Origin of the sequence: Loktanella sp. D2R18, from assembly GCF_003318235.1 — a bacterium.
Classification (GTDB): domain Bacteria; phylum Pseudomonadota; class Alphaproteobacteria; order Rhodobacterales; family Rhodobacteraceae; genus Yoonia.
This window is the reverse complement of record NZ_QOCG01000009.1, coordinates 225,571-239,124: the sequence shown is the minus strand read 5'-3', so window position 1 is coordinate 239,124 and position 13,554 is coordinate 225,571. Positions and strand designations below refer to the sequence as shown.

The window sequence follows — 13,554 nt, the reverse complement described above, 5'->3', positions numbered from 1 at the left end:
GATTAAAGCTCTACCTGTTTGCCGTGGGCATAGTTTGAAGGGCCGCGTGTGCGGAATTCTTCACGAAAGTGGGTGGCTTCGGGGCCGTTTGGCCCGTCCTTGGCATCTGCCAAATAGGCGCCTGCGATTTCATCTTGACGGGCCTGCGCTTCGAGCAGGCGCAGATCGGCGTGGGCTTCGTCGGAGATAAACTCGGCCTCGCTGATCTTTGGGCTCCAGCGATTGTCGGCGGTAAACCAGACGGCGTCACCTGCAATCAGCGCGTTGGCGGTGATGACTTTGGGGGTAAAAGCACGGGGCATTATGCGAACTCCTTGAGGCTCAGCGATTGGGTTGCGGCATCGCGTGGAGCGAGACCGTAAAACGTGATGGCGGGGCCAGTCAGATTGGCGTTTGTCATGGTTGGTTCAAGCGCGCCCAATGTGGTTGCGATGATGCGTTGGTCGGTGCGGCTGACGTTTTCGATAATCGTCACGGGCGTCGCAGGGTCCGCGCCATGCATCAACAGGCGACCCTGAATGAAACGGGCTGATTTCTTGCCCATATAGATGGCAGCGACTTCGCCGGGTGCGGCCAGCGCAGCCCAATCGTGATCTGCATAGCCTTTGGTGTCATGACCGGTGATCAGTCGCACAGCCGAATTGCGGCCGCGTTTTGTCAGGCTTTGACCGATGCTCGCCACGGCGGCGGATGCAGCGGTGATGCCGGGAATGATGCTATAGCTGACATCAGCGGTTTCAAGTGCGGCGATTTCTTCGTCAAGACGGCCAAACACGGTGGGGTCACCTGCCTTAAGGCGTACAACTTGGTGACCGTTTTGCGCATGTTCTACGATCAGCGCATCGATATGACTTTGGTCCATAGACGGGCCGAAACCTTCTTTGCCCGCATCAATGATGATCGCTTCGCGGCGTGCGAGTTCAAGAATTTCAGGCGTGACCAAGCGGTCGTGGATGACGACGTCGGCTTTATCGAGCGCATTGCGCGCTTTAAGTGTCAAAAGTTCAGGATCGCCCGGGCCTGCGCCGACAAGATCAACATGGCCAGCCGCATCGGCTGCCATGATTTGCTGGTCTAGCAGCGTTTCTAAGGTTGGAATGATTGCAGCTGTGCCGTTTTCTTCAAGCGCCTTTGGCCCGCTGCCAAAATAGAAAGATTCCCAGAAATCCCGGCGTTTACGTCCCAAGGGTAATACGTCGACAGCGTGCCGGAATGTTTTACCGATCCGCGCCAATGTGCCCAAAGATTGCGGGAGACGTGTTTCAAGATCCGCTTTGATCGCGCGGGCCAGCACAGGGGCGGCCCCTTCGGTGCCAATGGCGACGGTCACGGGATCACGGTCTACGATGGCAGGGGTGATGAACTGGCTGTCAGCAAGGTTATCGACAATATTGACCAGCGCCCCTTCGGCGGTGGCGATCGCTGCGACACGGGCGTCTTCGGCATCATTTTCATTGGCAGCGTAAAACAGCGCGGCACCTGTGGCGTCACCGGGTTGCATGGCGCGTGTGACGAGAGAGAGTTTGCCTTGGGCCGCCCATCGGGTGATTTCAGGTGCAGCATTCGCAGCGATTACGGTCAGCGCGGCTTCGGTCTTTAAAAGCAGGCGCAGCTTTGCCATTGCCGCATCACCACCGCCCGAAAGGACAATGGTTTGGCCGGCGACGGCAAGGAAGATTGGAAAGTGCTGCATAGCGAACCTCTGATTTGATGGGTTTAATATAGAATATTGTTCTGCTATTTACGCCCCCTACAGGGCAGTTAAGGAAAGTTGTTCCGGTTGCCCGCGAATTTGGACCGCCCGTCCTATGAATGCGGAGAATTGAGAATGTCGGTACGGATTGATGCGACAGATCGGAAAATTTTGGCGGCTTTACAGGCCGATGCCGCGCAGTCACTGGACGAAATCGCTAAGAATGTTGGGTCATCCAAGACACCCGTTTGGAATCGCATTCGCAAAATGCGTGAGGCCGGGATTATCGGCCAACAAACGGTAATGCTGGATGCCGAAGCGCTGGGGTTTGAGGCCTGTTTCTTCGTCTTGATCCGCACATCCGCGCATGATGCGGACTGGCAAGGAAAATTTCTTAAGGCGTTGAAATCACGCCCCGAAGTGCAAGAAGCGCACAGGCTGGCGGGCGACATTGATTACATCCTCAAAGTCCGGGTCAAAAACGCCCGTGCCTACGATATTTTCTATCAGGCGCTAATCTCTGAGGTGAAAGTGCACAACGTTACGGCGCTCTTGTCGATGGAAGAAATCAAATCAACGGTGGCACTGCCGCTTTAGCGGATACGCCCCTCGGGGTAGTCGAAGGGGCGCTAAAGATGTGTCGCTATGTGGCAAGCAATCGCAGACGCGAGGCAAATTCGCCGCGGTCTACGTAGCACCCGTGCAAGTGCCGGAAGCCTGTTGATGGATCAAACGCATCGCGGCCGTGCAGGACTCGGCGATTGTCGAACGCCACCATTTCACCAGCCTGTAAGCGCAACCTGAGCCGGTATTTAGGATCGCGTGTCTTGGCCATAAAGGCGCGGTAGGCGCGATAGTAATCGGCCATGATCTTGGAGGGCATATCAAAAACCTCGGCCAAATGCGCATTGTACCGGATTTCGATCACATTCCCCGCGTTGTCCAAGGTGATCACGGGTTCATACACGCGAATATCTGCGGTTTGGTCGCTAAAGCGAAACGGAATAGGCACGTCACAAAGTAGCTGAAAGGCTTCGGGGTCCTCCGACCGCAAATCTTCGGCCATCGCGAACCCATCCGCAAAGATGGAACCACCGCCCGTTGCCTCATTCGCGAGACAATGCAGGAATTGATAGCCTGGCGGGACCTCTTGGTTTGGCAAATCTGTATGCAAGGGCAACGCCACAGAAGTATAAGCGAGGTTATTGGGATCGGGTTTGTTGACCACCTCGAATGTGGTGCCAAAGTTCGTTTTGCGCAGAAAACCAATCCGCTTGGCGACATCCGTGCCTGCACTGGTGCTGTTTTCAAGCTGGTCAATCATTGCGATGCCATAGCGGGCAGTTTCTTGCATCCATGATTGGAGCGATTGGTCGTGCGCAAGAATCTCAGCCGCCCCATGACGTGGCAAAGATGATGTGGTCATTTCAGCGCGCCATAACTGCGGTTGTATTGCAGCGGGGTCATGCGCGCGCTGTCCGGGGCGGTGGTCGTGCAGCAGTTTGGTGGGGATATTGCTGATGTGTCCGTCGGCATAGCGTAAGATCACCCCGCCATCGTCGAGCTGCGCATCGGTGAGGATCGGTGATGGGGCCAGTGCCAGTAAATCAAGGACCCGCTCATGCGTTTGCGGGTGGAACCCGGACGGACAGTTATCGCGTAGCCAAATTGTCGGGTATGTTGTCGCATTGCCGTCGCCCCACGTAACGCGAAGCCCGTCGGCCGCAGCCGAAAGTGATTGTATGGTCATCTAAGTACCTATCTATTTTGAAAAGTTGATTGAACGTGCACAATCAACCGCAGGGCGGGGGCCACCACTCCTGTGTCTTGCCATAGGGCGCGCCACGCGCACGCCACCCCAGCTCAAAATATGTAAGGTTAGATACCATGGCTGGAAACTAGGCCGATCGCCGGGTTTCGGCAAGGCATGGCCTTCATGTAAAGACTACAAGTCTTTCGCCACCTACCTTAGGCGAAGGAGCGGGCTAACCGGAGTTTCGCAAACTGCGGCGTCAGTACAACAGACGTTTAGGTCTGTTGAAATGTGGCTGGACGTTAATAGGCTGAATTCTATACTGCGCTTGCATATTATTTTATTATCAAGGGATTCCATTATGGATAAACTACTGCTTTGCGCAACCAGTGTATTTGCACTTTCTGCGGGCACATTGTCGGCACAGGATTTGCAACACGACTGGAACGGCTGGTATGTCGGCGGACAGATCGGTCTTTCGCAACATTCGGCGACATATGAAGATGTCGACTATGACTGGTATGGGAGCACAATTGACCTACTGTCGCTTGGTGGGACAGCCGGCGTTAGCCTTGGATACAATACCGTTACACAGAACACGCTGATGGGCGTTCAGGCGGATATCGGTGTTTTGAGCAATTCTGAAGAAACGATCTATTCTTCTGATGTCCAAATTCAAAACGATCTCGATGTGATGGCAAAACTGCAAGGCCGGGTTGGTCATGCTGTTGGCGATACCGTGATTTATACATCTGCTGGTTTGGCATACGCAAATTTTGAACGTTCATGGACCGAGTTTAATGACGTGCCCGACACTTGGCCTGATCTTGGGGATGGCAAAGTTGGGGTCGTTCTTGGCTTTGGGCTTGAACAAGCCATCAATGAACGGCTTTCGGTTAGCGGTACATTTACCTCTAGCTTGTTTGGCGAAAACACCAGCGTGAACCCCGATGGGTTTCCGTTGCGGATCAATGATAAGGTGGATGAACTTACATTCGCAGTGAACTACAAGCTGGGCGATGTAAGCGCGACTGGGCCTGCGCAGCCGCAAGCTGGGTCACCTGCTAATTTTGCGGGTGCCTATGGTGGTGCACGTCTTGGCGGGGCTTTTGCTGATATATCGACAAGCGATATCGGCTATTACGAATGGGGTGGCACCTATGATATCGGAAATACGGGTGGTCTTGCCGCAGTTTCTGGCGGTTATAACTGGCAGCTCGGCGCGACGGTTGTAGGTGTTGAGGCCCAACTCGCATTTGCGGACCTATCAGAAAGCTACGACAACGATTTCGGTACAGCAGACACATCGATGGAGCAGCTTGCAAGCATCCGTGCGCGTGCTGGTATGGCTGTTGGTGATACCATGCTCTATGTCCTTGGTGGGGTAACCTCCGCAGAGGTCGATAACGTCAATGAGTCTGATACGAGCGGAACATACACAGGGCTTACCGTTGGTGCTGGGGTCGAACAGTTTATCACAGATCGCGTCTCGTGGACCGCTGAGGGGACTTATACGCTCTTCGATGGTCAGGACGATTCGGATTCTGCGGATGAGGGATTTTATGGCACCGCTGATTTGACGACGGTCGCGGCCGGGGTGAACTATTACTTTGGCGAAGCTGGGCGCAGCACAGGGGCGGGCGCTATGGCGCCGTCACATGATTGGTCAGGTGGCTACTATGGGGCTGATCTGATCATGTTGGCAAATGAGGGCAGCGTGCAAGATCCGGATTACTATGAATCCGGTGACTCTTATGATGTCGTATCGCTTGGCGCCGGGGTTGGCGGACACGTCGGCTATAACTGGCAAAACGGGGCATTTGTCTACGGTGCCGTTGCTGATATTGCGGCATATTCCAACGAGGAAGCCCAAACCGTTACTGGATACCGTGAAGTTTCATCAGCGATCACAGCGATGGCGACCCTGCGTGGCCGCGCCGGTATCGCATCTGGCAATACCTTGCTCTACACAACGGCAGGTTTGGGTTTCGTTCAATCTGAATTGGAACACGCCTATCTTCCATCTCCAAACACTAGCAGCTTCGACCTGAGCGATACACGCGTCGGTGCGGTTGTCGGGCTTGGTGTAGAGCACGCGCTGTCAGATACCATGAGCGTGAAACTCGAAACACTCTACTTTACTTCTGCAGAGGGTGATTATGCGCAGGATCCTGTTCAGGGGTGTGGCGGTCCGTCAGGCTTTGACGGTGGGGATTGTGAAATGGTCGGGACCGATTCCAATCTGTCGATTAAGGCCGGACTGTCGTTCGCGTTCTAATCTGAGATTAAGACAAGTGAAGTGCCCGCGCGAGACAATCGTGCGGGCATTTTTATATGCGCCGAACTATTTTAGGTGCGGGTCACCATCAGCCGTTCAAGCCCATGAAAATGGAAGACGTCGCCGTATTGTGGGGCTGTTGCCAATTGCAAATTGGGGCAACGTTCGAACAGCACTTCAAGCGCGATCAGCAATTCAAGCCGCGCCAGCGGTGCGCCCACACAAAAATGAATGCCGCCGCCAAAGCTCGTGTTTTGTGGACCCTTACGGTTCGGATCAAAGGTGTTGGGATCGTCGTAGGCTTCGGGGTCGCGGTTTCCTGCGCCCAAAAGACATGCGATCTGGTCGCCGCGTTTGAACGCCTGATCGCCAATGGTCACATCCTCATAAACCCAGCGGGTGAACATATGCAAAGGTGGATCAAAGCGGATTACCTCTTCGACGCAGGGTTCGGATATGGTGCGAATATCGCGTTCTAACAGTGTTTTGACACCATTGCCCAATGTATGCACCGTGGCCTCGTGCCCTGCGTTCAGCAGCAAAATGCATGTGGTGATCAGCTCTTCCTCAGATAGCTTCTCACCGTCTTCTTCGGCAGCGATAAGTGTTGATATCAGGTCATCTCTTGGGCTCTTGCGGCGCTGGGCAATATAGCTGCGCATGAACGCAGTGAAATCATTGGTTGCGGCGATGGCCGCAGCTTCGATCTCGGGGGTGCGGCGGGCCTGGTACATAGAGACCATCGCATTCGACCAGCGTAGCAAATCATCCGCCCGGTCTTCGGGAACGCCCAGTAGGCGCGAAATCACAATGACCGGCACCTGCTGCGCATAGGCTGTCAGTAAATCAAAAGGCTCATCTGGGAACTGATCGATCAAGTCATGGCACAATTGCCGGATATCCGGACCAAGTGCGGCGATTGTGCGACTGGTGAACGCCCGCAAAACCAGCGCGCGCAGGCGCTTATGCTTTTCACCTTCCAGTTCAAGCATGGAGTGGGCTTCGACGTCGTAAAAGGGCTGCAAAGCTGCGGGGATATCGGGCGCGAGTTCAGCCGGGCATTCGCGCCCCATTTTGCGGCTGCGCAACACCGCATGCACCGCGCTATGTGACACGGCGCAGGCCATGTCGTAATCTTCCCACCAAAAGAAATCGCCGCCTGCGCGGGTTTGATCATAAAACGGGTAGGGGTCTTGGACGAAAGCGGGGTCTGTCGGGGACTGAGAAAAACGTTGCATAGCGAAGGTTTGACGCGCCTGTCTGGCCTTTGCAAGAGGGTCTGGATAAGTTGCCAATCATGAAATTCGCCCGCCGCCCCCAAATTATCGTTGTTGCTGCCTATTTGCTGGCGGTGCTTGGCTTTGCGGGCGGGGTTTGGTGGTACGGTTACGGCGCGGCGCTTGGGTCGCTTGAACAGCGGGCACGGGCCGATTTAGCACTGGCTTCTGATAGTTTGACCGGGGAATTGCGCCGTTTTCGCGAACTGGCGGTGCTCACCTCGGATCACCCGCAGGTACGCGCGGCAGTGACGGGCGATGCCGCCTCCGACGTGCAGCAGGTGTTGCAAGAAGTCGCGGATAAGACCGGGGCACTTGATATCATGCTGATTGGTCCAACCGGTGAAAGCCTTCTGGCGACACAAGGGGCCCCTGTTGGCGGGCATCGTGCCACGGATTACTTTGAACGGGCGATGGATGGCGCGATTGGATTTAGTTTTTCCTATAGCCCAAGCTATGCCCGCCGGACGTTCATTTTCGCGACCCCTGTCTTTTCCGATGCCGGGCCGGTGGTGGGCGTGCTTTTGGTCTATGCGGATGCCAATGCAGTCGAATCCGTCTGGCGCGGCGCACGCCCAGCTTTGTTCTTTACGGATGACCAAGGCGTGGTTTTCCTATCAAACCGATCAGAACTGATTTTTCGCGCACAAGGGGCGCTGCCCAATCCAAACGAACGTTATCCACAGCTCTCTGAATTTGTGGGGTATCGGTCGCAAACGATTGCTGGTGTTGAGGTTTGGCAGGTTGATGGCGGGCGCTATCTGCCGCTCAATGCCCTGCACTTGACCTTGGACTTGCCAATCATCGGAATGACGGGCGAAGTGTTGGTTGATGTCGCCCCGGCGCGTCAGCTCGCGGCGCTTCAGGCGGCGGTGGTGGCGACGGTGTGCTTGGCCTTTGGCTTGCTGTTGTTCTTTGCGACTTTGCGTCGGCGAACTTTGGCCGCGTTGAACGTGCGGTTGGAGCGGCGGGTGCGTGATCGCACTGCAGAGCTACGCGCCGTGAACGCGGATTTGCGTAATGAAATCATTGAGCGCACGACCACTGAGACCCAGCTGAAAAAGGCGCAAGACGATCTGGTGCAGGCGGGGAAGCTTGCTGCGCTGGGGCAAATGTCTGCGGGGATCAGCCACGAGTTGAACCAACCGCTGACCGCGATCCGGTCGTTTGCCGAGAATGCGCAAGGGTATCTTGAACGCGGGCAAGCCGATGTCGCAGAGCAAAATCTGGGTCGTATTTCAGAACTTGCGCGCCGGATGGGCCGGATTATCAGCAATCTACGCGCCTTTGCCCGCCAAGAGGTCGAGCCCCCCAAGAACGTTGATATCGTCGCGGTGGTTGATGCCGTGCTTGAAATTGTCACGCCGCGCGCTAGCCAAGATGGGGTTGTCGTCAATTGGACCGGTCCTGCCACCCGCCTGATGGTGCGCGGAGGCGAGGTCCGTCTGCAACAGGTGATTTTGAACCTTGTCTCTAATGGGATGGATGCGATGGAAGACAGCGCGCATAAAGAAATCACCATCGCGATTGAAGTTGCGGGAAGCCGTACCAACGTATCGGTGCGCGATACCGGTCCGGGGATAACCGAACCTGAAAAGATTTTTGATCCGTTTTACACCACCAAAGCCGTTGGCGCCGCCGAAGGCATGGGGTTGGGCCTGTCGATTTCCTACGGGCTTGTCCAAAGCTTTGGGGGCATGATCCGGGGCCGCAATCACCCGCAGGGCGGTGCCGTGTTTACAGTTGAACTTGATAGCGTCCCGCAAAAGGAAGCCGTATGACCAAACGTGTGTTACTTGTCGATGATGACCGCGATATTCGCGAGGCCTTGGGCCAGACGCTTGAGCTTGCGGATATGGACCCCACGCTTTCCGGGTCCTTTGTCGAAGCTAAAGACCTGCTGACACGCAGCTTTGCGGGTGTGATTGTGTCCGATATTCGGATGCCGGGCCGCGACGGGTTTCATCTGTTGGACTATGTGCGCGAAATCGACCCTGAACTGCCCGTGATTTTGTTAACTGGCGAGGCGGACATCCCGATGGCTGTGCGGGCCATGTCGGCGGGCGCTTATGATTTCCTCGAAAAACCCTGCGCCCCGCAAGATTTTGTGACCATCGTCGCGCGGGCGCAAACGGCGCGTGCGTTGGTGCTAGAAAACCGCAGGCTCAAGTCAGAGCTAGAGGCAGGCGATGCCGCATCGCGCATGTTGGTGGGCCGCTCGCAATTGTCAGAAGAATTGCGCAATCAAGCGCGCGCAGCAGCCCGTGCGGGCACAGAGGTTCTGATTATCGGAGAACCCGGTTCAGGGACGCCAAAGATGGCCGAGGTCATTCATCTTTTGTCAGACGCAGCGGCGCGCCCCTTTGTCAAACGCGCGGCGGCTTCGCTTGATGGCGCGGGGCTGGACGCGGCGATTGCCGAAGCCGGGCAAGGGACGCTTTACCTTGATGAAATCATAAGCCTAAGCCCGGCGCTGCAACTGACCTTGCTGGACCGATTAGAAGAGGGCGGTATCGCGCGAATTGTGGCCGGCACGACACGCAGCCTGTCCGACGCAATGGCAGCAGGGCAGTTCAATCCAGAGCTGTTCTACCGATTGGATTTGATGCGGGTGCGGATCCCGTCCTTGCGCGAACGCCCCGAGGATATCCCCGTGCTGTTTCAGCACTATGTGTCGCTGGCTTGCGAGCAGGCCAACCTTGAACCGCGCGAAATCACCGCCGAGACCACCGCGCGTCTCGTGGCGCAAGACTGGCCGGGGAACGCGCGCGCCTTGATGAACGCAGCCATGCGGTTTGCGCTTGGTCTTGACGACGACGAGGTCCAAGCCACCGGCGGGCTTTCGGTGCAAATGGCGCAGGTCGAACGGTCGCTGTTGATTGCAGCACTGCAACGGCATCATGGGCGCGTCACAGATGTGGTCAAAGAGCTGAAATTGCCGCGCAAAACCTTCTATGACAAGCTTACCAAACATGGGCTACGCGCCGAAGATTATCGTGGTCCTTAGAATCTAAACAGTCCGCAAAAAATGTGTGATTTTCCGCACACGACTGCATGAAGACTGTGCGGAAAACCACTCACGTGAATGTGTGCGGTTTTGTGAACGGTCAAAAGTGTTTTAATTTCAATCATGTGCGTTTCATTTTTGATTTACCTAAAACAGGGTTGTCGGGTGACAAACGACAGGGTCTGGTGTGTCCAATCGCTCTGAACCTGCTGAGCGACGGATATTCTCTAGGGAGGAGAAACAATGACATTTTTGAAATCCGCAGCCGTTTTGGCTGCGATGTCTGTTATCGCGACATCTGCATCTGCTGACCCAATGGGCTGCGACGACGGTGAAATCGTGGTAAAGTTCAGCCACGTCACGAACACTGACCGTCACCCCAAAGGCATCGCTGCGACGCTTTTGGCTGAGCGCGTGAATGCCGAAATGGACGGCACGATGTGCATGGAAGTGTTCCCGAACTCTACTTTGTACAATGATGACCAAGTTCTCGAAGCAATGCTTCAGGGCGATGTTCAGCTCGCGGCCCCGTCGCTGTCAAAGTTCGAAACATTTACCAAGCAATTCCGCATCTTCGATTTGCCATTCATGTTCGTGAACATGGAGGCGGTTGACGCATTCCAATCATCTGAAACTGGTGTTGCGATGCTGGATTCAATGCAGCGTCGTGGTCTGCAAGGGCTTGGTTTCTGGCACAATGGTCTAAAGCAATTCTCTGCGAATGTTCCATTGCTTGACCCATCCGACGCCGAAGGTCTGAAATTTCGCGTACAGACATCTGACGTGTTGGTTGCACAGGTCGAAGCACTGGGTGCTTCACCACAGCCTATGGCATTTTCCGAAGTTTACGGCGCGCTGCAAACTGGCGTTGTTGATGGTCAAGAAAACACATGGTCCAACGTATACGGCCAGAAGTTCTTTGAAGTTCAGGACGGTGTGACCGAAACCAACCACGGTCTGTTGGACTACATGGTTGTGGCCTCCGTTGATTGGCTCGATAGCCTTGATGCGGACACGCGTGATCAGTTCATGACGATTTTTACCGAAGTGACAGCTACCCGCAACGCGGCTATCGGCGAAGTTGACGCTGACAACCGTCAGGCTGTTTTGGACGCAGGCGGCGTGATCCGCGAACTGACACCAGAGCAGCGTGCAGCATGGGTTGCTGTGATGGAGCCAGTATGGGCGCAGTTCTTGGATGACGTTGGCCAAGAAAATATTGATGCGGCGCAGGCAATCAACGCGGCTGTTACACAGTAAACGCGTCTTCGTTTCGAGATCGTATTGATCCTTTGAAACTAAACGGCGGGCGTCATTGCGTCCGCCGTTCTCATACTCAGCAACGAAAAGGGGGACCAAATGTCTGCCAAATACACGCCTTCGGGGCCAATTTCGCGTGCGATCCACGAAGTTGAAGAAACCGTTATTGCGCTGCTTTTGGGGCTTATGACGCTGGTGACTTTCGCCAATGTTGTGCTGCGCTATGCATTTAGTTCGCAGCTGATCTGGGGCCTCGAATTGACGCTCATTCTATTTGCTTGGCTTGTGATCTTTGGGGTTTCCTACGGATTCAAGGTCACGATGCATTTGGGCGTTGACGCCGTGCTCGCACTGGTAAGCAAACCAGCCCAACTTGCGATGGCATTGATCGGCGCGGCGGTGACATTGGTCTATCTGCTTTTGCTGCTCAAAGGTGCTTGGGACTATTGGGCGCCATTCGCCGGGTTCAACGCCACGTCAGGTCATTGGTTCCCGACAGGGTTCGCCGATAGCCGCGACCAAGGCTGGTATGAAACCGAGCAAATCCCCATTCCATTCCTGCAAGGGTGGTTAGAGGCGACATTTAACATGGGTGAGGCCTATGAAAAAATGCCGCGGTTTGTGCCATATTTCATCTTACCTTTTGGGGTGCTGCTGATGGTCATTCGCGTGATCGAAGCCACCTTGCGGATATACCGCGCGGGCGAGGGATCATTGATCGTCAGTCACGAAGCCGAAGACGCCGTTGAACAAGTGGCCGCTATGAATAAGGAAGACTAAGTCATGGAAGTCGCACTTCTCTTTATAATGATCATCGGCTTACTGATGCTTGGCGTGCCAATCGCTGTCGCACTTGGTTTCTCGTCAATCATGTTCCAATTGCTGTTCTCTGATACCTCGCTCGCGCAGGTCGCACAGACGATGTATCAGGCGATGGCCGGGCACTATACGCTGCTTGCGATCCCGTTTTTTATCCTTGCCTCGTCGTTTATGTCGACGGGCGGGGTGGCCAAACGGATCATCCGTTTTGCAATTGCCTGTGTCGGCCATTTACAGGGCGGTTTGGCGATTGCGGGCGTTCTGGCCTGTATGATGTTTGCCGCGCTGTCCGGGTCATCTCCGGCGACTGTGGTTGCAATCGGGTCCATCGTGATCGCCGCGATGCGTCAGGTTGGCTACACTAAAGAATTCGCCGCAGGCGTGATCTGTAACGCGGGCACCTTGGGTATTCTGATCCCACCTTCCATCGTGATGGTTGTCTATGCGTCTGCAACGGACGTGTCCGTGGGACGGATGTTCCTCGCTGGGGTTATTCCAGGCATCATGGCTGGTGTCATGCTGATGATCACCATCTACATCATGGCGCGGATCAAAAATATGCCAAAGGGCGAATGGCGTGGCTGGGGCGAGATTTGGTCGAGCTTCCGTGACGCCGCATGGGGACTATTGCTGATCTTGATCATTATGGGAGGCATTTACGGCCACCCGTGGATTCAATTCGCAGAAGGCGAAAGCCTGTTCTATTGGCAAGGTGGCGCATTCACCCCGACAGAGGCCGCTGCTGTGGCTGCCGTCTATGCCTTTATCGTGGCGTCGTTCATCTACCGCGATATGGGGCCGTTGGCGGCGCATGAGCCTGACGGAACATTGCCCGTCGGAGAACCGTCTGATCAGGCCAGCGCGCGTAGCAGCCTGTTCAAAAAGCCTTGGACCTTGATCACGGCGTTCTTCCATAAGGACACCCGCGATACGGTGTTTGAAGGCGGTAAACTGACCATCACCCTGATGTTCATTATCGCCAACGCGTTGTTGCTGAAACACGTCCTGACAGATGAACAAATCCCGCAGCATATCGCAGATGCGATGCTGAGCGCAGGCATGGGGCCGATTACCTTCTTGATCATGGTCAACGTGATCCTGCTGATCGGAGGGCAGTTCATGGAGCCATCAGGGCTAATCGTGATTGTGGCACCATTGGTGTTCCCGATCGCCATTCAGCTTGGCATTGATCCGATCCATCTGGGTATCATCATGGTGGTCAACATGGAGATCGGGATGATTACGCCGCCAGTAGGGTTGAACCTGTTCGTGACCTCCGGCGTCGCGGGCATGCCGGTCATGGCCGTCGTGCGCGCGGCACTGCCATTCTTGGCAGTCCTGTTCGTGTTCTTGATCATGGTCACATACATTCCGGCGATATCGACCTATCTGCCGACGCTGTTTATGGGGCCTGAGATTATCGTGAACTAGCACAGCGCATTGATTGCAAGCTGACAAGCCGCCGAT

11 protein-coding genes are annotated in these 13,554 nt (G+C 55.2%); 7 read left to right on the top strand and 4 right to left on the bottom strand.

The genetic code is table 11. The annotated features are described in order from the left end of the window. Window positions 1–2: 2 nt before the first annotated feature. Window positions 3–302 (bottom strand): DUF2849 domain-containing protein, encoded by a 300-nt coding sequence (locus tag DS901_RS06240; RefSeq protein ID WP_113776063.1) that lies wholly within the window; start codon window positions 300–302, stop codon window positions 3–5. Further along, the gene (gene cysG / locus DS901_RS06235; protein WP_113776062.1) at window positions 302–1,693 is read right to left on the bottom strand and encodes a siroheme synthase CysG; all 1,392 of its coding nucleotides are present in this window, start codon (window positions 1,691–1,693) and stop codon (window positions 302–304) included. The genes DS901_RS06240 and cysG overlap by 1 nt, the downstream gene beginning before the upstream one ends. Before the next feature lie 135 nt (window positions 1,694–1,828). On the opposite strand from cysG, the gene DS901_RS06230 reads away from it, so the two are divergent. Beyond that, window positions 1,829–2,290 (top strand): Lrp/AsnC family transcriptional regulator, encoded by a 462-nt coding sequence (locus tag DS901_RS06230; protein ID WP_113776061.1) that lies wholly within the window; start codon window positions 1,829–1,831, stop codon window positions 2,288–2,290. Between the two features lie 46 nt (window positions 2,291–2,336). On the opposite strand, the gene DS901_RS06225 is transcribed toward DS901_RS06230, so the two are convergent. Further along, a complete protein-coding gene (locus tag DS901_RS06225) occupies window positions 2,337–3,443 on the bottom strand; it encodes a TauD/TfdA family dioxygenase (RefSeq protein ID WP_113776060.1) in 1,107 nt (368 codons plus the stop codon). Between the two features lie 364 nt (window positions 3,444–3,807). On the opposite strand from DS901_RS06225, the gene DS901_RS06220 reads away from it, so the two are divergent. Then, on the top strand, window positions 3,808–5,724 hold the full coding sequence (locus tag DS901_RS06220; protein WP_181820785.1) for an outer membrane protein: 1,917 nt from the start codon (window positions 3,808–3,810) through the stop codon (window positions 5,722–5,724). A gap of 71 nt (window positions 5,725–5,795) precedes the next feature. Here the strand turns inward: DS901_RS06220 and DS901_RS06215 are convergent, their stop codons facing one another. Beyond that, entirely contained in the window at window positions 5,796–6,962 is a 1,167-nt protein-coding gene (locus tag DS901_RS06215; RefSeq protein WP_113776150.1) for a cytochrome P450, read from the bottom strand. A 59-nt stretch (window positions 6,963–7,021) separates the two neighbouring features. Between DS901_RS06215 and DS901_RS06210 the strand changes: the two genes are divergently transcribed. The 5 genes from DS901_RS06210 to DS901_RS06190 all read left to right on the top strand — a co-directional run bounded on the left by DS901_RS06210 (window position 7,022) and on the right by DS901_RS06190 (window position 13,518). Then, window positions 7,022–8,782 carry a sensor histidine kinase gene (locus DS901_RS06210; protein WP_113776058.1) on the top strand — a complete coding sequence of 587 codons (1,761 nt, stop codon included), beginning with the start codon at window positions 7,022–7,024 and terminating at the stop codon, window positions 8,780–8,782. Next, window positions 8,779–10,008, top strand: a complete 1,230-nt coding sequence (locus DS901_RS06205; protein WP_113776057.1) for a sigma-54-dependent transcriptional regulator — start codon at window positions 8,779–8,781, stop codon at window positions 10,006–10,008. The genes DS901_RS06210 and DS901_RS06205 overlap by 4 nt, the downstream gene beginning before the upstream one ends. 243 nt (window positions 10,009–10,251) lie before the next feature. After that, on the top strand, window positions 10,252–11,268 hold the full coding sequence (locus DS901_RS06200) for a DctP family TRAP transporter solute-binding subunit (RefSeq protein ID WP_113776056.1): 1,017 nt from the start codon (window positions 10,252–10,254) through the stop codon (window positions 11,266–11,268). A 99-nt stretch (window positions 11,269–11,367) separates the two neighbouring features. Beyond that, entirely contained in the window at window positions 11,368–12,048 is a 681-nt protein-coding gene (locus tag DS901_RS06195; RefSeq protein ID WP_113776055.1) for a TRAP transporter small permease, read from the top strand. A gap of 3 nt (window positions 12,049–12,051) precedes the next feature. Then, a complete protein-coding gene (locus tag DS901_RS06190; RefSeq protein WP_113776054.1) occupies window positions 12,052–13,518 on the top strand; it encodes a TRAP transporter large permease in 1,467 nt (488 codons plus the stop codon). Window positions 13,519–13,554 lie beyond the last annotated feature (36 nt).

Coding starts and splice junctions, on each gene's coding strand:
- cysG (WP_113776062.1), bottom strand. CDS start 1,693: ATGCAGCACTTTCCAATCTTCCTTGCCGTCGCCGGCCAAACCATTGTC.
- DS901_RS06210 (WP_113776058.1), top strand. CDS start 7,022: ATGAAATTCGCCCGCCGCCCCCAAATTATCGTTGTTGCTGCCTATTTG.
- DS901_RS06200 (WP_113776056.1), top strand. CDS start 10,252: ATGACATTTTTGAAATCCGCAGCCGTTTTGGCTGCGATGTCTGTTATC.
- DS901_RS06225 (WP_113776060.1), bottom strand. CDS start 3,443: ATGACCATACAATCACTTTCGGCTGCGGCCGACGGGCTTCGCGTTACG.
- DS901_RS06220 (WP_181820785.1), top strand. CDS start 3,808: ATGGATAAACTACTGCTTTGCGCAACCAGTGTATTTGCACTTTCTGCG.
- DS901_RS06230 (WP_113776061.1), top strand. CDS start 1,829: ATGTCGGTACGGATTGATGCGACAGATCGGAAAATTTTGGCGGCTTTA.
- DS901_RS06240 (WP_113776063.1), bottom strand. CDS start 302: ATGCCCCGTGCTTTTACCCCCAAAGTCATCACCGCCAACGCGCTGATT.
- DS901_RS06215 (WP_113776150.1), bottom strand. CDS start 6,962: ATGCAACGTTTTTCTCAGTCCCCGACAGACCCCGCTTTCGTCCAAGAC.
- DS901_RS06195 (WP_113776055.1), top strand. CDS start 11,368: ATGTCTGCCAAATACACGCCTTCGGGGCCAATTTCGCGTGCGATCCAC.
- DS901_RS06190 (WP_113776054.1), top strand. CDS start 12,052: ATGGAAGTCGCACTTCTCTTTATAATGATCATCGGCTTACTGATGCTT.
- DS901_RS06205 (WP_113776057.1), top strand. CDS start 8,779: ATGACCAAACGTGTGTTACTTGTCGATGATGACCGCGATATTCGCGAG.